Consider the following 23268-nt stretch of genomic DNA (forward strand, 5'->3'; position numbering starts at 1 on the left):
GAGCAAAAGATGAGAATAAAAACGACTTTGCTTGGAGCGATAATTGCTGGGTGCTCGTTCTATACACAAGCATCTTTAACGCAGCAGCAATTAGCGCAGTTTGCAAGTGACACGCATTTTGAATTTGCGGTAGAAAATAACTTCAGTAATGGTGCAGAGGGCTTTAGCGGTGCTATAACACTGACTAACAACTCAAAAGTTGATCTACCAAAAGGGCAAAGCGATTGGCAAATCTACTTGCACTCAGTACGTCATATTTCAACGGAAACAGCTGAAGGTCTGCGCTTTGAGCATATTAATGGCGACCTCCATCGTATAACCCCTACTAATTCGTTCGCTGGTTTAAAAGCGGGTGAAAAACTCAAATTAGCTTTTGATGCTTCAGCTTGGGTTGCTGCATACAGCGATTTTATGCCGCGTGCTTTTATTGTCTCAGGTAAAAATAAGCCGGTCATTTTTGCAAATACTGATACCGAAGACATGACGCAGTTTGTTGCGCCATTTGAGCGTGAGAACCAGCTGAAAAGATACAATACACCTACTGATTACACGCAGATAGCTAACGCAGCGCTGCGTTTTGAACGTAATCAAAGCAATGTTTCGGTCTCAAAAGAAGATGCGCTAAGACGTATCATTCCAAAGCCTGAGCATATCGACTTTAACCGTGGTGAAATTGCCCTTAACAACAACTGGCAGATCCGCTTTGCGGGACGCTTAAAGTCAGAAGTCGCTGTTTTTCAGGAAGACTTATCAGAATATGGGTTGGATTTAAAAGCTGAAGCAAATCATGTGCCTGAAGGGAATATCCCAACGATCCGCCTTAAAGTTGCGAAAAGTCTAGGGCGCGATTATGACTACAACCAAGCCGGGTCATATACATTAGATATTGATGATGATGTGATTGAAATCACGGGTATTGATAACGCAGGTGTGTTTTACGGTATTCAAAGTTTGCTTGCGCTATTTCCTGCCGATAGTAAAAATGAAATTACCTTGTCTCACGTAGAGATCAAAGACTCTCCGCGTTTTAGCTGGCGTGGTATGCATTACGACAATGCCCGTAACTATCATGGTAAAGATGCGTTATTTAAGTTAATTGAACAGATGGCGCGCTATAAGTTAAATAAGTTCCACTGGCACTTTTCAGATGATGAAGGTTGGCGCTTGGAGATCCCTGGGCTTCCTGAGTTGACGGAAGTTGGCGCTTTCCGTTGTTTTGACTTACAAGAGCGTGAGTGCTTACTGACTCAGTTGGGCACAGGCCCTTTCAAAACGGGAAGTGGAAATGGTTACCTTTCTCGCGAGGACTTTGTCGAGTTACTTAAATTTGCTACTGCGCGTCATATTGAGATCATTCCAGAAATCGAAAGCCCCGGGCATGCTCGTGCTGCGATTAAGTCGATGGAAGCGCGTTATCACAAATTGATGGAAGCGGGTAAAGCGCAAGAGGCCAAAGCCTATCTTCTGAACGATATTGATGACACTTCAAAGTATCTAACCGTACAACTCTACACAGATAACTCTATTAATGTTTGCTTGGACTCAAGCTATGCCTTTATAGAAAAGGTGGTATATGAGCTGCAGGAAATGTATCGCGATGCTGGTACTATGCTAACGACAGTCCATTTTGGTGGCGATGAGGTTGGAAAGGGCTCATGGACTGAGTCACCTGCATGTAATGAGTTATTTGCGGTAGCCGACAATGGGGTCGCTGGACCCAATGATTTAAAACCATACTTTACTCAAAAAGTAGCAAAACTGCTTGCTAAGCGTGGGATTACCCCTGCCGCTTGGGAAGATGGTTTAATGTATAACACTACGACGACCTTTAAACGTGATGAATTCCCAAATCCGCAGTTTTTGGTAAATACTTGGGATAACATTTGGGAGTGGGGAGTTGCAGACAGAGCTCACCGTTTTGCAAACAACAATTACCAAGTTATTTTGTCTCACGGTACTCATTTGTACTTTGATCACCCTTACGAAGCGCACCCTGAAGAGCGCGGCTATTATTGGGCAACTCGTTATACAGATACGAAAAAAGCATTTTCATATATGCCAGATAATATTTATGCGAATGCGGACTTCACGCGAAACCGTGAGCCTATCGTGAATCTAGAAGCCTTAGTTGGTCGAGAGTTACCGGCGCTTAAGAGACCGCAAAATATTCTTGGTATGCAAGGGCAAATATGGAGTGAGACCATTCGCTCGGAAGACCAAGTGTTACGATTGATTTTCCCTCGTTTGCTTTCGCTTGCAGAGCGCGCTTGGCATAAAGCGGATTGGGAAGGGCGTCGTATTAACCAAAAAGAGCTAAACAAAGACTTCTCAACCTTCGCTGCAGCCCTGTCTTTAAAAGAGATTGCAAAGTTACAGAATGATGGCATTAAGCCAAACCTTCCGGTTCCAGGTGCTAAGGTGGTGTTGGGGAAACTTGAAGCGAATAGTGCGTTTCCTTATCTGGCAATAGAAGTGAGCGTAGACAATGGTGAATCTTGGCAGCCTTATACTGATCAGATGAGTGTCTCAGATGAAAGTAAGGTATTGTTGAGAACGCGAGCCGGAGAAAAAAATACGAGCCGTGTCACAGGGTTGAAATAAACCCTCGTATTCAGTTTATCGCAAAAAAGGGCAATGGCCCTTTTTTGGTGATAATTTTGCTCAAATTCTAACTGGTAATGAAATAGATTTTAACGTAAAGTTAAATGTCAGCGCTGTCATTTTTCTGGATCTATGCCAAATTGAGCACATAAAGCGCAAAAATAATAATCCAAATTAACTTTGTACATTGCTGATTTTGCTTCAAAACTGCAATGTACCCCTAGCAACAAGAAGAGTTTTATGGAAGCGACAGTGGATAAAGAACAACTCGCCAAACAAAGCGTCTGGCTACCTATGACACTCGCAGGGTCAATGTTTTTCATATTGGGCTGCATTACTTGGTTAAATGGGGCTATTACGCCATTCTTACAACAGATGTTGGAGCTATCACCGCTCCAAGCTTCATTTATCATTTCTTCTTTCTATATTGCAGTGACGATCGCTGGTATCCCATCAGCGATGCTGATCAAAAAAGTCGGTTACAAAAATGGTATGGCTATCGGTTGCGCGATTATGGCTTTATCTGCATTGATGTATATTCCTGCTGCAAAAATGCAAATGATCGAAATCTTCCTATTTGCTCAGTTAATGATAGGTGTTGGTCAAACTGTGTTGCAAACTGCTGTAAATCCATATGTGGTAAAAATGGGCTCTGAAGAATCAGCGGCTGTACGCGTATGTATTATGGGTTTACTCAATAAGTCTGCGGGTGTAATCGTACCTATCGTATTTGCAGCTGTTGTGGTCAGCGGTGTAGTAAATGAAGGTGAAGCACTGTCACAAGTTCAAAAGGACGCGATGGCAAACAGCTTGATTGCCCCATATATGAGTATCGCAGGTTTAATCTTCTTATTTGCTTTATTTGCAAAAGTATCACCACTTCCAGATCTCGTATTTGAAGAAGAAGCTTCAACAGGTAAGGGTGAAGTAAAAGAAGCGCTTAGTCATCCTCACTTAGCGCTAGGCGTTATTGGTATTGCGTTATATGTTGCAGTTGAAGTTATTGCCGCCGATACGATTGGTTCATATGCATTACAGTTAGGGATTGCTGATTACTCTGTGATGACGTCATATACCATGGGCTGTATGTTAATCGGTTATGCGATCGGGATCGCGACTATTCCACGCTTTATGTCACAGCAAACTGCGCTCGTGATGTCAGCTATTGTAGGTATAATCACCGTTTTTGCTGTTGTTTTAGGCAGTAATGAGTCATACTTCCTATCGAATATACTATTGGTACCTTTTGGTGGACCTCACTTACCAGATCCGCTATTGTGTATTGCGTTGTTGGGTTTTGCTAATGCCATGGTATGGCCTGCAATTTGGCCTTTAGCACTTGATGGCTTAGGGCGCTTAACAGGCACTGCATCAGGCCTACTTATTATGGGTATTGCCGGTGGCGCACTTGGACCATTGCTTATCGGTTTAGGCAACGTTGCTGGACTAGGTGCTCAAGGTGCGTACAGTTTAATGCTACCTAGCTACTTATTCATTCTCTTCTATGCATTGAAGGGTCATAAAATGAGAAGCTGGAAGTAATACAGAATTTCTATGTATGTAGAAATAATCCCGTGTGTGATGCCACCTGAATAAGGTGGCATTTTTTATGCCTAAATCACTCCGTTATCTGCAAAACCGGCTTAATGCTGAGATCTTATTCGCGATATAAAATCGCCGCTACGCAGATGTCTGGTGCTTGTTGCTTGTTGTTTGGTGTTGGTCGTGTAGGAGCTACTTTATGTAGCGAGGGTTTAATTCTTATTCACGATATAAAATCGCCGCTACGCAGATGTCTGGTGCTTGTTGCTTGTTGTTTGGTGTTGGTCGTGTAGGAGCTGCTTTATGCAGCGAGGGTTTCATTCTTAAGTCGCGATATAAAATCTCAGCAATGCTGATCTTTGGTGCTTATTGTTTGATGTTGGTCGTGTGGGAGCTACTTTATGTAGCGTGGGTTTCATTCTTAAGTCGCGATATAAAATCTCAGCAATGCTGATCTTTGGTGCTTATTATTTGATGTTGGTCGTGTAGGAGCTACTTTATGTAGCGAGGTTTTCATTCTTAAGTCACGATATAAAATCGTTGCTATGCAGATCTCTATCGTGCAGGAGCTCTGTATACGCAAAAAGATAAAATGAAAATAAATACATAGAAAGAATGGGGCGACTGATGGGACTTGAACCCACGACAACCGGAATCACAATCCAGGGCTCTACCAACTGAGCTACAGCCGCCACTAAAGACTTGAACACCTCGTGTGGTGTGGCGCGCATAATACATAAGTTTTTATCAAATGCAAAGGGAAATATAGAAAAAACTTAATAAAAGATTTTTTTGGAGATTATTTCTACATACAGCAAATATTCATATATCCTATGTATGATCCAGCCGATCTAATGATAAATAACTGCTTAATATAAAAAGGGGGATGAGTATGGAAGCTATTTGGAAGTGGGTTAATGAGAACTCAGATTTAATCTTACACTATGTGCTTCAAGGCGTTATAGCACTAATAATTTTCTTCGTTGGCTTAAAACTTGCCAAGCTCAGTGCTAATCTTACCGAAAAAGCATTTGGTAAGCGCAAGGTAGATAAAGCAGTAGGCTCATTTGTTGCCAATATTGCTTATGCGATTGTGTTTGCTGCGACATTGCTTATGGCATTGTCTCAAGTCGGTATCGAAACCACCTCATTCATCGCTATTCTAGGTGCAGCAGGTTTGGCAGTTGGTCTTGCACTACAAGGTTCACTGTCTAATTTTGCCTCTGGCGTATTGATCATCATGCTGCGTCCATTCAAGTCAGGTGACTATATTGAAGCAGGCGGTAAAGCGGGTAGCGTACAAAAAATAGAAATCTTCTCTACAGAGCTTCGCACCCCTGATAACAAAGTGATTGTGATGCCAAATTCTTCTATAATGTCAGGCGCAATTGTTAACTACTCACGTGAAAAAACACGTCGTATTGACCTTGTTATTGGTGTTGGCTATGACGCAGATCTAAGAGAAGCCAAAGCAGTATTAAAGTCTGTATTAGACAATGAGCCAAGAATTCTTAAAGAACCTGCGTATAATGTTGCCGTACTAGAGCTTGCTGATTCAAGTGTTAACTTTGTTGTTCGTCCTTGGGTTAAAACAGAAGAGTACTGGCCGACGTATTTCACACTTGTGGAAAATATTAAGATTGCGCTAGACGAAGCCGATATCACCATTCCATTCCCGCAAATGGATGTTCACCTACATAAAGATCAGTAAAAGGTTAGTTAGAAATGAAATTAAAGGTTTTAACCTGTTGTATTCTTATGGCTGCGAGCGCTAATGCAGCGGCAGAAGGCAAAGCTAAGAAGCCAAAGAAAGTTTGGGATGTAACCAGTGAAGTGGGTGCGATTATCACCAGTGGTAACACAGAAACAACAACCTTAAAAGGTGGGATAAAAGCTAAGCACAACCTAACTAATTGGAACAACGAGTATAAGTTAGATGGTTTCTACAAAGAAGACACGCGTGAAAACGATGCCGGCGTAGATGTTACATCTCGTACCAACGAAAAATACTCAGCGTCAGTTCAGGGTAACTACAAGCTAAATGAAGATAACAGTCATTTGTTCGTGTTTGGTTCTTATGTTTCAGATTACTTTGGTGCCTACCGTAGTGAAGCGGTTATTTCAGTGGGTTATGGTCAACGTTTATTCGAAAATGATGATATGTACCTTAACGCTGAAATTGGTCCCGGTGTAAAGCGTTTTGAGCACCAAGACGATAGCACTGAACTTGACGATGACGGTGAGCTACTTGCTGGTACGTCTGAAAGCGAATTCATCGGTGTTGGTAAATTAGATTACCAATGGCAGATCTCAGAAAACGCACGGTTTACACAATTGATTGCGGTTGAATATGGTGATACTAACACTAAAACAACGTCTGAAACGGCGTTGCTGACCAAAATCAACGGTTCTCTACAGATGAAAGTGGCGTACAACATTATCCACAACTCTGACGTAGCAGACGATAAAGAAAATACAGACACAGAAACTTCACTTACTTTGGTTTACAGTTTTTAAGTTGTAAACCTGTTCATTTAAATAATGATGTTTAAACTTGCTAGGTCTTCCGTTTAAACATCATTATTAGCTTGAAGAGTTTAATCTTCCCGTTTAGCTAAACAAATTAACTAATTTGAACTAGCGATAAGTTGTGGGCTAACTCATTGAAAATAACGAGCTCACTTATGTCAGTTATTCTATTCAGATGATACTTTCTGACTCAAGGTTGATAAGGGAGGGCATAGCTGAGAACAACAACTACTAGAAAATAAGTAGCTATCCCAAATTCAGTCCAACCGCTTCCCAAGTTGATACTGTTACACAATATAACAGAATGCATACTTCTCCCCGATTTGGATTTTTGAATAACTAGTGTAGAATACGCGTCTATTTATGAATTTCACTTACACAGGATGAAGTAAGGCATGTTGGTAAACCGTCTTCTTTTATTACTAATAATGCTATTTGCCTGCTCCGCAGCCGCTTTTACTCCAACAAAGCAGCAAATAGAACAGTTTAAAAAACTACCGAAAAGTCAACAACAGTTGCTTGCTAAGCAGTACGGTATTGATATTAGTACACTAAACTCTTCTAGTGGTGGCACAACAGAAAATCAAAAGCCAGAAGCAGTCAACATGCCACAGCCACAGCCTGAGAAAGACTACCTATCAAATGAAGAAAAACGCTTCAAACCTGAGCAAGAGGATTTAAAGCCTTTTGGTAGTGAGTTGTTTAGTGGCAATACACTTTCAGAGACTGACGTAAGTAATGTTTCTGTTCCACAGGACTATATCTTGGGTGCTGGCGATCAGCTTAAGGTTAGTTTTTTCGGCCAACAAAGCTTTGAAGAAATAGTCGAAGTTGATGGTGAGGGCCATGTCAAACTTTCAGAATTGGGACCTGTTAGTGTTACTGGAATGCAATATAGTGAATTTAAAAAGTTATTGCAGGATAAGGTATCAAGAGAGCTTATTGGTACCTCAGTATACGTATCCCTTACAGCGCTGAAAAAAATTCGGGTTTTAGTGGTTGGAGAAGTTAAAAAGCCTGGAAGTTATACTTTATCGTCTTTGTCAAATATCACTCATAGTATATATACCAGCGGTGGATTAACTGATATTGGCTCTTTTCGTAATATTCAGTTGAAGCGTAAGGGGAAAGTCATAAAAACACTGGATCTTTATGACTTATTACTAAGTGGTGATAATGCAGATGATGCACCGCTTAGAGCTGGAGATACCGTATTTGTACCAAGTCTGAAAAGTCAAGTGCGACTTGAGGGGGCGGTTAGACGAGAAGCTATATTCGAAGTCAAAGAGGGGGAGTCTCTAGCTGATCTGATGATAATGTCTGGTGGTATGAGTGCAACAGCGTTTAAAAATTCGGTGACGATTAGCCGCTATACTAACGGTACACGAACTGTGATTGGTGTTGAGCGGAGTGAGTTTGCAAGTACGATGCTCAAAGATGGTGATGCTGTTAAGGTTGATAAAACGGGAACTCACTTCGATAATGAAGTGACGCTGATTGGTGCCGTTGTAAGGCCAGGTAAATATGCTTGGAAACCAGGGTTGACTATCAGTGAATTATTTAATAACTCACTGCATTCAGTTCTTCCCCAAGCTGATACGGGCTATGGATTGGTCCTACGAGGGGGACGTTTTGAAAAAGTATCTCTTGTACAGTTTAACTTACTTGAGCAACTAAGACCCAATACTAATAAGAAACACCTTGTAGAGCTACAAAGTGGCGATAAAGTGTTTGTTTTTAGCCGTTTTCAGTATCTCAACGAGGAGAAAGATGCGCTAAAAGCATTAGATTTAACTGCTGATGAGCTAGAGCAGCAAGAAAAAACAAAGCTATGGCACTTATATGAAAATGAGTTGTTTAAGGCATTTGTGGACACCGAAGCCATTGCAACGTTAAATCAGGGACAAAAAAGCCAGGTCGCCACAGAAGATTTTGAAGAAAAAAGTGAGCCTGAAAGCGAAAACTGGTCTTTCATGTTACCAGAAGAGACGAATGCAGAGTTGGACACTAAAACTGAACTGCCAAGTCCGTTTTCTAGAATATCTTTATTAGAGCCTGTTATTAGGCAACTACAACATCAAGCAACACCACAGCACCCTTTGGAAATCGTAACAATTCAGGGGCGCGTAAAATACCCTGGTAATTATCCAATAGCCAGTAATTATACTGTGAAAGATGCCATAGAGGCGGCAGGTGGATTACTCGAATCTGCCTATTTAGGTTTAGCCGAGTTGACAACGTTCAAAAATGATGAATCGATGAATGTAGAGCATAGATCTTTCGATTTGGCTATGGAGTTGAAGCAGCCGTCTATTACCATCAAAAGTAAAGATGCCATAAATATACTGTCAGTTCCAAAATGGATGGATGAAAACCAAGTTACAGTTAAGGGGGAAGTGAAGTTCCCAGGTACATATACAATCAAGCGTGGCGAAACACTGAATGATGTGCTTGCACGTGCAGGGGGATTGACGGAGTTCGCTTCAATAGATAGTGCTGTGTTTACAAGAGAAGAGATAAAAAATCAAGAACAGGAACAACTTAAACGCTTAACTGAAAATCTAAGGCGAGAGATTGCATCTAAGAGTCTTCAGCCTAGCTCTGAAAATATTACTTACTCCGAAGTTAAACAGTTACTCAAAGACTTAAGTACGACTAAAGCGCAAGGTCGACTGGTAATCAATCTGCCTAGTATTATGAATGGCAGACAATCCTTAGTGTTACAAGATGGGGATACTCTTTATATTCCTCAAGAAAGAGACTCTATTAGTGTTATCGGGGAGGTGAATTATCCAGCTTCTCATTTATTTGAACAAGGTTTGAGTCTTTCTGAGTATCTAGAGCGTAGCGGTGGTATTAAAGAATTGGCTGATGAAGAGAGAATATATATCATCAAAGCCAATGGTTCCGTTATTATTCCAAAGAATAACTGGTTCGCAGTAAATCGGGAAGACACACTCTCTGCGGGGGATACCATTGTAGTTCCACTTAACTCTAATTACATGGACAACCTAACGCTTTGGAGTACTACTACCCAAATTATTTATCAACTTGGTGTTGCAGCCGCAGCTATCAACAATATTTAATTTAGGGAACTTTCTGATGTCTAAACAAAATAACGAAGATGTTTCAATTGGAGATATTTTCACCTTAGTAAAGCAACGATTATTAGTTATTATTGTTGTCACAGGTTTGTTTATCGGATTAGGTGTGGCTTTTGCACTCTCTAAAGCGAATATCTACCAGTCTCAAGTTCTTCTAAGCCCAGCAAGTAATCCGTCAAATAGTAGTGGGGGCTTATCTGGACAGCTTGGAGGTCTTGCGGCGCTTGCAGGTGTGCAACTTGGAGGCGGCTCTGCAGACAAGTCATTGCTGCATTTAGAGCGTTTCAAGAGTCGTGTTTTTTTAACTGAGTTTATTAAAAAACATAAGCTAAAGGAAAAAATCTATGCAGCGAAGTCGTATGAATGGCAGAAAGGAGAGTTGCTCTATGATGCGGATAAGCTTGCGAAATTTGATGTGAATGCAGAAGAACCTATTTCGATAAATATGGTTTTTGAGCAATTTATTGAAAACAATTTTGAGCTGGAAATTGATACTAAGACTGGACTAGTCGCGCTATCAGTGCTTCATCAATCTCCTTTTGTAGCTAAAGAGATCACCGATTTATTGGTGAAAGATATTAACCAAGTGATCCGTCAAGAAGAAATCTCTGAAGCTAATAAAAGTATCGATTATTTAGAAGCTGCGCTAGAAGCGACTAAAGTGCTTGAAACAAAAAAAATGTTTTATCAGTTGATCGAGCAGCAACACCGAACCAAAATGCTGGCCAGTGTTAAAGAAGAATATGCCTTTAAAGTTATCGACCCCGCTATTATTCCTGAGCGTAAGTATGGCCCTAACAGAGCGCTGATCGTGGTGATTTTTGCGTTGTTAGGAGGAGTGTTAGCCACAGGATACGTAATAGTCTCGGGCCTGAGGGCAACGAATAATTAATCATAGCACTTTGCTCCTTGATAGGTATGCCCAGCGCTATTGCTGGGCATGTAAGGTTAATCGTGATATTTAATAATCTTGTTATAAACAAACTTGTTTGGCTCTTTGTTTTTTTATTCCCAGTTTTGCCTCATACTCTAGGGGCCCCCACCGCACAAAAAGTACTACACGTTTTTGCTTTTGTATTCGTCGCTTTGTCGTTAGTGATTAGACGCACTTACTTTAAGCCAGGCTTCGTCACTGCTGTTGTGGCTATTTGCACTGTGATGATGAGCTATTACATGGCTGTATCATTGGCTTTTACTAACTTTTTAACCTTTAAAGATCTGCCCGATTATTTACGTCCTCTTATATACTTGATATATATTCTCATCCCTTTAATCTATCCACTAGATGAGGAGGAACTGCGTACATTTTTTGTTTTCTTCAAAAAAATGTTTGTATTTCAGGTGATCATTTCAATATTGATTTACATTCCTGCACTGTGGCCTGTCGTTGATATATTTAAGGGACGACCTAGTGATGACATGCCGTTACATTTTTATCGTTGGTCAGGAACCTATGGTTATCCTTCAGACTTCTCGTTTTATCTGTCATTTTTTATTTTTTACTATTTCAGCTTTTTTGCTCGGCGAATATCAATGTCGGTTGGTGAGTGGTCAATTGTGTTTGTTGCGTTTTGTGCGATGTTTTTGAGTTTTAGTAGAGGTGGATTATTCTCGACGGTAGGAATTTTAGGCCTTGCTTTTTGGCTCACTGGCGCAAGAACGCGCAAAACTTCGTACTTACTGCTGTTTGCTATGGTTGTGGCTAGCGTCTCAATTTTTCTATCCTTTAGTGAAGAGTTTGAGCAAGTCTCTTATATACTTGAGACTTTTGGTGGCGAAGATGGAGATGTTGACGGCTCGACTAGCCACCGACTAAAAGAGCTTGCGTTGGCTGGCGAGTATTTATCACAGTTACCGCCGTTGTCTGAAGGCTCAAATCGATTAGAACTTGAGACTAGGATAGAGGTAATAGAATCTTTCTATGGCTTTCACCTTATTAAGTGGGGGATTCTAGGGTTAACAGCAGCTCTAGTAATTAAGTTTGTATTTTTCTTAGTTTGTTGTTATGTATATAAAAAGGGGTTATGCTCCAAGAGGAATGAAACTCAAACGGCGCTAGCGTTTGCTGTAGCATGTTTGGTCGCCTCAGAAGTCTTGCTGTTTGGCTTTTCTTCAGCGATAAGCGACCGCTTTAAAACGCTGCCTACCTTTTACCTGCTATTTGGTTACGTGTTGTCTGGTTATTTGTTGACCTCAAATGTAAGCAAAAAGTGTCGTGGTGGTGTTGTGTGATTAATCTTTATGAAAAGGTTGCGAATACGACTTGTTATGTTACTTTTAAAACCATATTAATTTAGCGCTAGCTCTTGAATTTAATTTAGCTTATTATCATAATAGACGAGCCTAGATTTGATGCTACATGTTTGTGCAGTATCGGTCGGGCCCTTTAACTTATTTAACGTTTTGCTATACTCTGGTGTCCAGAGTGTGTAAATATTAACTGAAAACATAAAGTGTCCACCGGATACATGGAGATAAAAATGAAGCGTTTTAATAAAGTCGCTTTAATCCCTGCTGCAGTTGCTGCTGTACTAGCAGGTAATGCTTACGCAGGTACTGAAGCTTGTTTCGAAGTTTACAAAGGCGCAGATGCTCTAGCTGTTACAGGCTTTGACACTATCTACGGCGGTGCGGCTTGTATCGCAGAAGCTAACCGTACAGGCGCAACTGCTGCAAACCTTGAAGCTACTAACGAAGCAAAAGTTGCTTATGAGCTTACTGGTGATTTAACATTAGATTTTGACGCTGTTGATGGTACAAACACTGACCAACACATCGTTTACATCCCTACTACTGATATCCCTGGTGGTACTAAAATCACTATCGAGCTTAGTGGTGCAACTTTCGCTGGTAACGCTAACCAAATCCACCTAGTAAAAGATGCTGATGGTTCTGGTGCAAACACTAACTTTGAAGCGGTAGCATCTTCGGATGGTACAGTTGATGGTGTTTCTTCTATCACTTTCCTGACTAAAGCTGGTATCACTATCGGTGCAGGTACTCGTCTTGCGTTCTCTCGTGTTTCTACGGGTGCTGACTCTACAGCTATCGATCCAGTAGGTATCAAGATCGCTAACACAACTTGTACAACAGCTTCTACAACACAGTCTGTAACAATCAAGTCTACTTCTGCTATTACAGATGGTGGTAATGGTTATAACATCCAAGGTGCTGTTTCAGCTGCTCAGAAAGTTGTTGATATCACTCCTCAGTTCTACGCACTACACGGCGGCACAACTGCTGAAGTTCAGGTTAATGCTGAAAGCTCAAATTCTGAAGGCAATGCGATCGTTGCTCGTACTGAATTTGTATACAATGCAGCAGCTAACAACCGTTTAGTAGCTACTAGCTCACAAGCGATTTACAAGAACGGTTTCTATAACCGTGCAGCACTTCTAGACCAAGCTATTACTCTAGACGCTGATGACCACCTAGAAACAGCTTTCGTTGCAACTGCAGAGCCAGGCGCAAACGTTAAAATGCGCCTATACAATGGCCGCACTGCTGCTACAGGCGTGTTAGACACATCTGTTCCTGTACAAACTGGTACAGTACCGGGTTCATTTGGTTTAACTCAAGCTGCTGCTACTGTATACAACACAGAAGCTGTTGATCTATTTACTCCGAATGCTGGTACAGGTGATGCAGAGCCTAATACTCAGACAACTGCTCCACTTCAGGGTGCAACTTACAACACAATGTACTACGTTGTTGAGAATAACCCGACTGACGGTATCATGAACTTCAACTACGAAGCTACTACTTACTACACGCTAGACTTCGGTACAGCAGGTGAGCTTGATCACTGTGAAGATAACAAAGTAACTCACAAAGTTGGCGTTAACGGTGCAGTTCTTAAAGTTCCTTACGTAGTAAATGCTGAAGGTAACTTTGTACGTGTTACTAACGAACACGATGAAGCGGCTGAAGTAACAGTTGACGTGTTTGGTGAATCTGCTAACGGTAACACTGGCGCTCGTAAAGTGACTGCTGTAGAACTTGGTCAGGTTCCTGCTAAGTCTTCTGTAGTATACTTCGTACCTAAGCTAATTGAGCAAGCTGTTGCTCAGAAAGGTTACACAGGTGCTGACGGCGGTTACGCTGCAGAATCTCTAGGTACAAACGCTGCAAACGCTAAATCAGCTGACAATCGTCATACTGTAACATTCACAGTTACTGCTCCTAAAGATTCAGTACACGGTGTATCTGTACAGAAAATCATTGGTGGTACTGACCGCGTAATGCCAGTACTAGACCAAAACGAATGGTCTCAGTAATTTTTAATTACTTACCATAGTTTAAAAACCCTCGCTTTTGCGAGGGTTTTTTTATCATTATAGGCTAATGTTTGGCTCTGTACCTTATCACAATTTTTTTGGTCAACGTTGACTCTATTTGCGTCAAACATCATTCACCTTAAGTATAGATGAGCTAATGGGATGGAAATAGATCTACAGATTCTGCTTTTATAGGGGGACAAAGCGAACAGATATTCATTTGCCTACTTAAGTGATCTCTTTCGAGACAAGAAAGCTTTATCGTGCACTACCGTTTCGTGTAGAAATCAATGAGGTAGTAAAGCTCAAAAATAGCCGAGGCTAAATATTTTGCTACTAGCTTTCTGATATATGAGTGTGACATGGGTTTTCGAAGGTGGTTGTGAAAATGAGTTTTGGGTAAATCATGGACTGACCGTTTAATTTTGAAGTTCACCGCAATTATATCTTTATCAACACAGTGAGTTTTATAATTAACTCTGCCTGCGTATCAAAACGCCGTTATAATCTGATGCCAATATTAGTGAAGCGTATCTGGTGAACTTAGAGTCAAAGCTAGTTATCACAAAGTTATTTGTTACCCAAAACTAAGATTGATCAGGTATACCAACAACCTGTGTTTGTCCGGACCAACCTGTCATAAAAAAACCTAAATTAAGGAGTTTCAATGAAAAACTGGTTATTACCAATAGCATTATCAAGTTTACTACTAGGGTGTAGTACCACTCAGAATACTGAGCTTAAAGAGCTACGTGCAGAAGTGGAAAAATTAAGAGAAATTCAACAGCAAGTAGCCGTCAGAGTTGGACTTGCTGAGCTGGTAAAGCCAGATACATTACCCCTGTCCAACGAAGGTAAATGGATTGGAGATAAAAATGCTAGTATTGTGATGATTGAATACACTGATTTACATTGTCCTTATTGCAAAAAATTCCAACAAGAAATTTGGCCTGAATTTAAAAGCAAGTTTGTTGATTCTGGTGAGGTTGCTGTACTAGCGCGTGAACTCCCATTAACTAAGCTTCACCCAAAATCTGGCTATGCCGCTGTTGTACTGCGCTGTGCAAATAAACAAGGTCAGTATGAAGGGGTTAAAGATAAGCTTTTTGAGTTAGGAAATAACATAGTCACGGATTCACTAAAGGAAATTGCCACTGACTTTAACTTAGATGAAACTGTGTTTAATGCATGTCTTGAGGATAAATCCGTACATGCAGAAGTTTCTCGCTCAATTACTGATGCTCAACTACTTGGTTTAGATGGCACTCCTTCATTTGTGATTGGAAAGCAGAAAGACGGAATATTAGTTGATTATCAAATCGTAACAGGTGGTGGCATTGATAAACTAAGTGCTGCAATTAATGCATTAAAGTAAAGCTACACTAGTTCAAAATTATACCGTTGTATGTTAGATTTCAGCGGTATAGATGGAGCCCACTTGTGATGGGTTTTCACTCTAGAATTATGCATTTATTGTGTCAAAGGCCTTGTTTACATTGTGCTGGAACTAATTTGGGTTGTTGGTGTCTTACGCAGGTCACGGCTTTCTACTTGATATAAACAGCATTGACTAAATGAGTATTCAAATGAAAAAGTTAAAAAAAATTAAGGGTTTCACTTTAGTGGAGTTGTTAATTGTTATGGTAATTTTGGGGCTTTTAGCCTCTGTTGTTGCGCCTCGAATGTTTAGTAAGGTGGGTACTGCTAGAGAGGGTACTGCAAAAGCGCAAATGCAGGTTATTTCAACCGCGTTAGATTCTTATCGATTAGATATAGGCTACTACCCAAAAACTCTTGATGAGCTTGTGACAAGTAACAAAGAAATGTGGGATGGTCCTTACTTTCCGAAGCAAATACCAAATGACCCTTGGGGTAATCCATATAGTTATAAAGCTATCAGTGAAAACGGTAGCGAACAATTTGAGTTGAAGAGTTTTGGCCGAGACGGCAAACCTGGTGGCGAAGGTGAAGATGCAGACGTGGAACTCTAAGGTTCATGAGTATATTGGCAGCCAGCAAATATTAAATAGTGAGCGGCTGCAGCAAGTTGCTGAGTTTGAGAGAGGTGCACTTTCTCAACTTGAGATAGTACTATTGAATTCTGGCTGGATTGATGAAGACCAGCTCTGTGAGTTATATTGCACATTGCTTAATTGCAAAAAATGGAAAGATAACTTAGATACTTCAGCGGACTATATAAGCTTTTTAAAATCTATCAATTTAGAGCTTTTATTAGAAAATGACATGGCTCCGGTTTCTGTCTGTGAGACGAAGGTGGGCATAGTATTCGCTAACCCACATAGCCGTGATGCATTAGATTACCTTCGTTTTATTACTCAGGAAAAGCAGTTTTACGCTGTAACAAAGAAAGACTTTGAGTTACTAGCCGAACAATGTCGAGCGTTAGTTTCAGATACGCCTGAGCTTTCTATCTCAAGTGATAATCTAAGTGCATTAAAAGAGTTAGCGTTAGGCGCGCCAACTGTAAATCTGGTAAATAGCCTAATAAATAAAGGGGTGAAGCTTGGAGCTTCAGATTTACACATCGAACCTATTAATGGTAAATATCGAGCTAGGTATCGAATTGATGGCATTTTAAAAGAAGCAGATCCGATACCCAACAACCTTCAGCTAGCAGTTATCTCAAGAATTAAGATTCTATCAGGGATGGATATTGCCGAAAAGAGGCGCCCACAAGACGGTAAAATAGAAATGAAGGCGGGTGCTACTGACCTAGATATTCGCTGCTCAACATTGCCCTTGGGTACTGGCGAAAGTGTCGTAATGCGTTTTCTAATAAAAAATGCTGTTAAATTCGATTTGGAAAAGTTAGGCTATTCAGCCGATCTTGTCGATAAAATAAACCAGGACCTTAAAAAAACATCCGGAGTTATTTTAATGACTGGACCTACGGGCTCAGGCAAAACAACCTCTCTTTATTCCTTTTTGAATCAAATAAATCGTCCCGATATTAAAATAGTTACCCTAGAAGATCCTATCGAGTATCAATTACCGGGGATTAACCAAGTACAAGTGAATGCTGAGATTGGATATGATTTTTCAGCAGGGCTTAGAAGTATTGTGCGTCAGGATCCCGACGTAATCATGGTTGGTGAGATCCGTGATAATGAAACTGCTAAGATAGCTTTACAATCAGCACTAACTGGGCATTTAGTTTTTAGTACGGTCCACACAAACGATGCGCCTTCGGCTTATACGAGATTACTGGATTTGGGTATTCAAGAGTATTTATTAAACGCCGGTCTAGTTTCTATTATGGCGCAGCGACTAGCCAGAACCTTGTGTAATCATTGTAAACAACCTCTAAGTGAACAAGAAACAAGAGAACTATATCAACGATATAAATTATCTGAGGTTGCAGAGGGAGTAGACAAGCCTCTTTATCAAGCTAAAGGGTGTGAACACTGTGAGAATACAGGTTATTCTGGTCGCGTCGCATTTCTAGAGTATTTGCCCTGTGATATAGATGTTAAGAAACTCCCCAAAGATGAGCGCCTTCTCGATAGCCTTTATGAAATGATGGAGCAAAAGCAGCTTCGCACGCTTAAGCAAGATGGTTTTCTAAAAGCTGTAAATGGTCAGACGACTATAGAGGAAGTATTGAGGGTAGCTGGGTGAGTCAAGTATTCAGATATAAAGTCTGTAATTCAGAGGGCGAGATTGAAAAAGGTGAGCTCACGGCCGAAAGTGAAAGCTTGGTATATAATCAGCTACAGTCGAAGGATTTATTAGTTCTTGAAATAAAAGAGATACAGACGAGAAGTATTCGTAAAAAAGTATCACTTAACGATTTAGAGCAGTCAACTAGCCAGTTGTCTACTTTACTTCAAAATGGCCTCCGCGTGGACAAAGCTCTGGATGTGCTTGCCCAATCTAATCGGAATTCTGCTCTTGGACAAGTATGGGCCTCTGTTCTGGCTGATATAAAGCAAGGTGCTGTGCTAAGCGAAGCGCTGGCGAAAAGAGCGGATATTTTTTCAACTTTGTATATTGAAATGGTGAAAATTGGCGAGGCAACAGGCAACTTGCCTCAGGTATTTGCAAGGTTAAGTCAAAACTTGCAGTTTCAAAGTGCATTGAGAAGCAAGGTTATTCAAGCTTCAACTTATCCCATTTTCATATTGTTCGTTTGCATTTCTGCTATCTGGGCTATTTTTAATTTTGTCATTCCTAGTATGTCATCTATGTTTGACAATGGTGGAGAGATCCCCGAATACACTAGGCTGCTATTAGACCTTTCGACTTGGGTTCAAAATTATCAGCTTCATTTACTAATCTTCTTACTTTTATGTGCCTTAGCTTTATACAGTGCAATGCAAAGAGATTTACTAAGAAAAAAGCTATTTTCGATGGTGATTCAGTTTCCTATTGTAAAGCAAATAGTAAACCACTCAGATCGTATAAAGTTCTCAACGGCTTTGCAGTTGACATTAGAAAGTGGTGTTAGCTTATCTGATAGTTTACAGTTAGCTTTGCAAACGGTGGCTAACCCTAGACTTCACGCAAAACTTACGAAAGTGGTGAGCGTTGTTAGTAGTGGTGGTGTTTTAAGTAACGAACTTAAGGGGGTTAGTCTGTATGATGATGTTGCTATTTCTCTAATTACTGTAGGTGAAGAAAGTGGTAGCCTAGCAAGCTCTTTTAATGAGATAGCCAATCGCTCTCGAAACCGTTTTGAGAGTTGGCTCACTAAATTTACCGCATTGTTAGAGCCACTATTGATACTAATAATGGGGGGGATAGTTGGCTCTGTCGTAATCGTGATGCTTCTAAGTATAGTGTCGATGAATGATGTCTCTTTCTAAACAAAAAGGCTTTACTTTAGTCGAATTGCTGATTGTTTTGGCACTAGTTGGCCTGACAAGTTCTGTGGTACTGCCAAATATGTGGGGCCAATTAGAACAAGTTAAGCGTTACTCTGAAAAGCAGCAACTTAAATCTTTGCTTGAATATGCAAAACAGTACTCAATTTATAGAGGGCGTGATTTAGAAGTGCGTATTGAAGGATTTAACATAGAGGTGTGGGAAGCTGGGAGAGTACAAATACCCCAACCAGAGGTTGAGTATGAATCCTCCGAGAAAGCTAATATATCAGCACTTAAATCAATAACGTTCTCACAGCTTAGTTTTGAACGTGAAACGGTTCAATTGTCTTCTAGCAATTATTTAGTGGCGAAAAAATTATCATTTACCTACAAAGATACAGAGAAAAGTGAAACGATTGAGTTCTAAGCAGCAGACAGGGATGACACTAATTGAAGTGTTAATTGCTTCTGTTATTTTATTTATATCTATTAGCGCAATTAGTTATGTTACTCAAGCTATGTTGTTGAACGAGAGAAGGCTTGTTACAACGGCACAGCAATCCTACATGCTTGAATATATTCAAGATGAAGTAAGGTATCAGTATGAGTATAACCTTCAGGTTGAAGGTGAGTACAAATATGATGGTGAAAGTTACTATTGGCGAGTTGAAGTGGTATCAGAGAAACCAGCCTTGACAAGCGTTGGTGGTAGTGAAAGCGGTGAAACATCAAATGGAACGATGATTTTATATAAATGCGCTGTTTTTTCTCAATTACTCCCAGCCCCCAAAAAAATTACTGAGTTCAAAAATGTATTCTGGCGTGAAGCAAAGTAATAGAACTGGGTTTACCCTGATTGAAGTATTAATTTCAATGGTTATCTTTTCGATAGTAATTGCACTTGCTGTAATGAGTTATCGATTCTCCCTACAAAATTTAACCAGCTCAAATAGCAGATATGATATTGACAAGCTTTCTAGAGTAAAACTTGTGAATCAACAAATTAGAGAGGCATTCCCTTATGGGTATGTAGACGAGCTTGGCAAAACAGTTCCTTTTTTTATTGGAAAAAAAGAGGGATTTGCGTTTGTTACTCGTTCTCCAGTATTGATATCGGAGCCAATTGCAGTATCCACACTGTATATTAAAGACCGTGATTTGTTGTATTGTGAAGTCCCTCTTGGTGTTGTTTCGTTAAGTAGCTTTAAAATTCATGAGAGTAACTGTGAGAAGAGCATTTCATTTATGTCCAGCCAAAGCTTTGAGTTTCAATACTTTGGTTGGAAAGACTGGCTTGAGTTTAGCAATTACTACTCTGAATACTTAGATATAGTTGTGAAGCCTAAGCCCACTTGGAATGATACATTCTATGCGTCTCAGCGTAAAATAATGCCTCTTTTTATTCGTATTAAGGTCAAAAATGATAATGCGCGCGGTAAAGTCAATCATCTGATCTATCGAATATCTAGAATTCCACCTTCTTTATTAGGTGCAAGTAGTGAATAGCAAAATAAGTAAAAGTAATGGTGCAGCATTGCTATTAGTATTGATGATCACTGCAGCGATGGCCAGTATGATGATCTTTATGTCCGAAAAAGGTAGCAATACAGCTAATATGGCAAATATGATCAAGCAACATAATAGGGCTAAAATTGCAGTCGACAATGCTCAATCTGAAATTATCTATGAGTTAATGACAACACCGCTAGGTATTTTGGGGCCAAACTCTCGTTATCCTGGGATTGAGTTAATAGATCCTTCACTAAAAAACTTTAGAGGTGAGGCTACAAAGCGGGGTAACCTTCATGTGCGTGCTCAAGATCTAAGTGGTCTAGTATCGCTCGCGCCATTGAACGAAGGAGCATTTAAGCAGTTATTATTACATTACGGCACAGACTCTAGCGACATAAACCAAATTATGGACCGCTTTGATGATTGGCAGGATATCGATAATTTTCGCCGTCTAGAAGGAGCTGAAAAGGGAGATTATATACAGCCTTTTTTACCTAATAATACAGCGTTGCAGACCGTTGAAGAGCTACGCTACATTCTCCAAAATGATAATTTATTTGAACAAATTCAGCCTTTTTTGGTGCTTCGGGTCAATCCCTATATTGTTCGACAATTTACACCTAAGTCTTTATACTCTGCGTTTGGATTTGAGGGGCAAACACCTTCGCTAGATGAGGGGGAAGGGGGTGTTGATAGCATCGCCAGTGGGAAGCTTTCTATTCAAATCACATTTGAGGGGTCTGTAAATTACTCAAAGCGTTTTAGTTTTGAGAGAGGCCCAGGGTTACGGCCATATTTTGTAAGTAAAGAAGAAGTAGTGAACTAGCTCATGATGTTGTCGAATAAAAATATCAATGATGCGACAGCTTTGGTCGTACATAAAAAGTACTTTCTTAACAGCCAAAAAGAGCTCGTAGATACGCAGTGCCCCACAGTCAAAGTCAAGTTATCTGAAGCCTGTGTGCTAGATAGAAATCTTTTTTGGGCAACTACGAAGCAGTATTCAAAGTCTTCCTTAAATCAGATTTTTAATATTATCAAGGCACAAAGTAAAGCTTTGCCTCCATTTGAAGGTACGTTTTTTTGGCGTGCTAGAAACTTAAGCAAAAGTCATTTTAGTATTGAATATTTTGTCATCCCTAAAGATGTTTATCAGCTGATCCCTGATTCATGTGAATTCATCCTGCCACTTTATTGCGAAGTAGAAGACTCGAATAACTGGCCTCTCAGTCTAGCCCATAAAAATAGTAGCCAGCTCTCGTTATCCGAATCACAACTATTATGGTTTGATCTTATTGGACTTCGAATAAAGCGAAGTAAACCAAAAAGAAGTGAGCGGATCTCGAATAGAAACTTAGTTTATGGCCTTTTGGCTGCAGGTGTTATAACTGCTACCGTCCTTACTAGCTACGTCTTTTGGAATAAAATGACGTTAGACTCAGCAAAAGAATTAAACCAAGCTCAAGTGAATGAAAGTATTGATAAACGACGTCAATATAATAACCAGATTGATTCAGTTAAAGAATTACAGCAATTTTTAGCCGATAATCCAAATGTACTGAATAAACTTGCAGGTTTGCAATTAAATGTTAGGGATGTTCTGTTTGAAAGGGTCACAGTAATACCTAAAGGGGTTGAGCTGCGAGGTGTCACCGTGGGATCTGCAACTGATTTATTAAAGCAAGTTGTTAGCTCTCCCGGAGTCAAAGAAGCAAAGTTTTCAGGGCCAGTTATAAAGCAAAAAGCAGGCGGAGAGGCTTTTACAATAGAGGTAGTTTGGCTGTGAACTCACGTGAGCAATTGATAAAAAAATGGGGAGGGGCTGCTATAGGTCTTCTGATCTCCTTGGAGTTTTTAATCTTTCCTTGGATTGATTGGATTTCAAAATCAATGGATGAAATTGCCGCCGCTAGAGTGTTTGCATCTAAGCAAGCGGTTGTAGCTGCTCAGTATGATGAGATTGATGCACAACTAAAAATATTAGACTCTCAACTAGAGAATTACTCAGGTCTTCCGCAGTTAAGTGAAAAGGAGGATCCAGCGTTACTCTGGCTTGAAGTTGTTGATGTGGCGATTGAAAAAGTAGAAGTCCAAGTTAATAACAAAGCACCACAACGAGAAGTTGCTATTAACAGCACTTATTCTGCTTTTACCGGGATGATAAATGTGTCTGGAGATTATAATCGTATTCTAAATCTTTTATCCGAGTTAGAAGACATTAGTAAAGGAAATAGAGTTAGGCAAGCCTCCATGTTCCAATCTAAGGCTCGTAAAGGACATGTAACTGCTAACATTGAGTTTGTGAGGGTGTATAAAAAGAAATGAAAAACCTTCTAATACTGTGTAGTTTCATCATTGTTGCTATTTGGTGGGCACTGAAAATGATAATGGCTTCATATATTAATGTTAGTGAAAAGGAAAATAATCTGACAACGATCAATATTCACACGGAATCACCTCTGGATGTTGAAGCGCTATCAAGAAATCTAGGCGTGGAGTTTAAAAAGATCGACGATAAAAAGCTCGATGCTCCCTTGTACCAAGATGCACAACTGTCACTTATTGCTGTTTATACATCTGGCGAGTTAGCTGTAGCAAGGGTCAGGGTAAAGCTTAGTGATAGTGATGAATTTTTGAATATAAAAAAGGGTGACTCGTTTTATCAATATCTCATCACAGAAATTGATGTGAATAGCATTACATTGTCGCTTAAAGACACCCAACCGATAGAGTTAAAGATATTCAAGCCACTCACCGTGTCTGTTATGGCAAGTGAAGCTAATGGAGAAGTTTAGAATGATATCAATGCCTTCAAAGAAACTGTATTTGGCGATAATGTCAATATTGTTGGTCTCGGGCTGTGCAAGCAAAACTGGT

The 23268-nt window shown here is 40.2% G+C and carries 19 protein-coding genes and 1 tRNA gene; 19 read left to right on the forward strand and 1 reads right to left on the reverse strand.

Annotated elements, in window-relative coordinates:
• Window positions 1-9 precede the first annotated feature (9 nt).
• Both CWC29_RS00880 and nagP read left to right on the forward strand, forming a co-directional pair.
• Window positions 10-2601, forward strand: a complete 2592-nt coding sequence (locus CWC29_RS00880) for a family 20 glycosylhydrolase (protein ID WP_138523584.1) — start codon at window positions 10-12, stop codon at window positions 2599-2601.
• A 240-nt stretch (window positions 2602-2841) separates the two neighbouring features.
• On the forward strand, window positions 2842-4143 hold the full coding sequence (gene nagP, locus CWC29_RS00885; protein WP_138523582.1) for an N-acetylglucosamine MFS transporter NagP: 1302 nt from the start codon (window positions 2842-2844) through the stop codon (window positions 4141-4143).
• A 616-nt stretch (window positions 4144-4759) separates the two neighbouring features.
• On the opposite strand, the gene CWC29_RS00890 is transcribed toward nagP, so the two are convergent.
• Window positions 4760-4835, reverse strand: a tRNA-His gene (locus tag CWC29_RS00890).
• Window positions 4836-5035: 200 nt separating this feature from the next.
• Here CWC29_RS00890 and CWC29_RS00895 point away from each other — a divergent pair.
• The 17 genes from CWC29_RS00895 to CWC29_RS00975 all read left to right on the forward strand — a co-directional run bounded on the left by CWC29_RS00895 (window position 5036) and on the right by CWC29_RS00975 (window position 23186).
• On the forward strand, window positions 5036-5854 hold the full coding sequence (locus CWC29_RS00895) for a mechanosensitive ion channel family protein (protein ID WP_128728770.1): 819 nt from the start codon (window positions 5036-5038) through the stop codon (window positions 5852-5854).
• Between the two features lie 14 nt (window positions 5855-5868).
• The gene (locus CWC29_RS00900) at window positions 5869-6660 is read left to right on the forward strand and encodes a DUF481 domain-containing protein (protein ID WP_138522219.1); all 792 of its coding nucleotides are present in this window, start codon (window positions 5869-5871) and stop codon (window positions 6658-6660) included.
• A gap of 407 nt (window positions 6661-7067) precedes the next feature.
• Window positions 7068-9758: an SLBB domain-containing protein gene (locus CWC29_RS00905; RefSeq protein WP_138522221.1), complete on the forward strand. Its 2691-nt coding sequence runs from the start codon at window positions 7068-7070 to the stop codon at window positions 9756-9758.
• 16 nt (window positions 9759-9774) lie between these two features.
• A complete protein-coding gene (locus CWC29_RS00910; RefSeq protein WP_128728767.1) occupies window positions 9775-10668 on the forward strand; it encodes a Wzz/FepE/Etk N-terminal domain-containing protein in 894 nt (297 codons plus the stop codon).
• Between the two features lie 281 nt (window positions 10669-10949).
• Window positions 10950-12008: an O-antigen ligase family protein gene (locus CWC29_RS00915; protein ID WP_167815404.1), complete on the forward strand. Its 1059-nt coding sequence runs from the start codon at window positions 10950-10952 to the stop codon at window positions 12006-12008.
• A gap of 248 nt (window positions 12009-12256) precedes the next feature.
• Window positions 12257-14053 carry a hypothetical protein gene (locus CWC29_RS00920; RefSeq protein ID WP_128728765.1) on the forward strand — a complete coding sequence of 599 codons (1797 nt, stop codon included), beginning with the start codon at window positions 12257-12259 and terminating at the stop codon, window positions 14051-14053.
• A gap of 667 nt (window positions 14054-14720) precedes the next feature.
• Window positions 14721-15428: a DsbA family protein gene (locus tag CWC29_RS00925; protein ID WP_128728764.1), complete on the forward strand. Its 708-nt coding sequence runs from the start codon at window positions 14721-14723 to the stop codon at window positions 15426-15428.
• 211 nt (window positions 15429-15639) lie between these two features.
• Window positions 15640-16044 (forward strand): type II secretion system major pseudopilin GspG, encoded by a 405-nt coding sequence (gspG, locus tag CWC29_RS00930; RefSeq protein WP_205125749.1) that lies wholly within the window; start codon window positions 15640-15642, stop codon window positions 16042-16044.
• A complete protein-coding gene (locus tag CWC29_RS00935; RefSeq protein WP_128728762.1) occupies window positions 16025-17692 on the forward strand; it encodes a GspE/PulE family protein in 1668 nt (555 codons plus the stop codon). The genes gspG and CWC29_RS00935 overlap by 20 nt, the downstream gene beginning before the upstream one ends.
• Window positions 17689-18879 carry a type II secretion system F family protein gene (locus tag CWC29_RS00940; RefSeq protein ID WP_138522225.1) on the forward strand — a complete coding sequence of 397 codons (1191 nt, stop codon included), beginning with the start codon at window positions 17689-17691 and terminating at the stop codon, window positions 18877-18879. The genes CWC29_RS00935 and CWC29_RS00940 overlap by 4 nt, the downstream gene beginning before the upstream one ends.
• On the forward strand, window positions 18863-19306 hold the full coding sequence (locus CWC29_RS00945) for a pilus assembly FimT family protein (protein ID WP_138522227.1): 444 nt from the start codon (window positions 18863-18865) through the stop codon (window positions 19304-19306). Before CWC29_RS00940 ends, CWC29_RS00945 begins: the two co-directional genes overlap by 17 nt.
• The gene (locus CWC29_RS00950; protein ID WP_205125748.1) at window positions 19287-19715 is read left to right on the forward strand and encodes a PilW family protein; all 429 of its coding nucleotides are present in this window, start codon (window positions 19287-19289) and stop codon (window positions 19713-19715) included. The genes CWC29_RS00945 and CWC29_RS00950 overlap by 20 nt, the downstream gene beginning before the upstream one ends.
• Window positions 19702-20385, forward strand: a complete 684-nt coding sequence (locus CWC29_RS00955; RefSeq protein WP_161568708.1) for a PulJ/GspJ family protein — start codon at window positions 19702-19704, stop codon at window positions 20383-20385. Before CWC29_RS00950 ends, CWC29_RS00955 begins: the two co-directional genes overlap by 14 nt.
• A complete protein-coding gene (locus CWC29_RS00960; protein WP_128728757.1) occupies window positions 20378-21217 on the forward strand; it encodes a type II secretion system protein GspK in 840 nt (279 codons plus the stop codon). Before CWC29_RS00955 ends, CWC29_RS00960 begins: the two co-directional genes overlap by 8 nt.
• Window positions 21218-21220: 3 nt before the next feature.
• Window positions 21221-22177: a hypothetical protein gene (locus CWC29_RS00965; RefSeq protein ID WP_128728756.1), complete on the forward strand. Its 957-nt coding sequence runs from the start codon at window positions 21221-21223 to the stop codon at window positions 22175-22177.
• A complete protein-coding gene (locus tag CWC29_RS00970) occupies window positions 22174-22716 on the forward strand; it encodes a hypothetical protein (RefSeq protein ID WP_128728755.1) in 543 nt (180 codons plus the stop codon). The genes CWC29_RS00965 and CWC29_RS00970 overlap by 4 nt, the downstream gene beginning before the upstream one ends.
• A complete protein-coding gene (locus tag CWC29_RS00975) occupies window positions 22713-23186 on the forward strand; it encodes a hypothetical protein (RefSeq protein ID WP_128728754.1) in 474 nt (157 codons plus the stop codon). The genes CWC29_RS00970 and CWC29_RS00975 overlap by 4 nt, the downstream gene beginning before the upstream one ends.
• Window positions 23187-23268 lie beyond the last annotated feature (82 nt).

The sequence above is a fragment of the Pseudoalteromonas galatheae genome (assembly GCF_005886105.2).
Classification (GTDB): domain Bacteria; phylum Pseudomonadota; class Gammaproteobacteria; order Enterobacterales; family Alteromonadaceae; genus Pseudoalteromonas; species Pseudoalteromonas galatheae.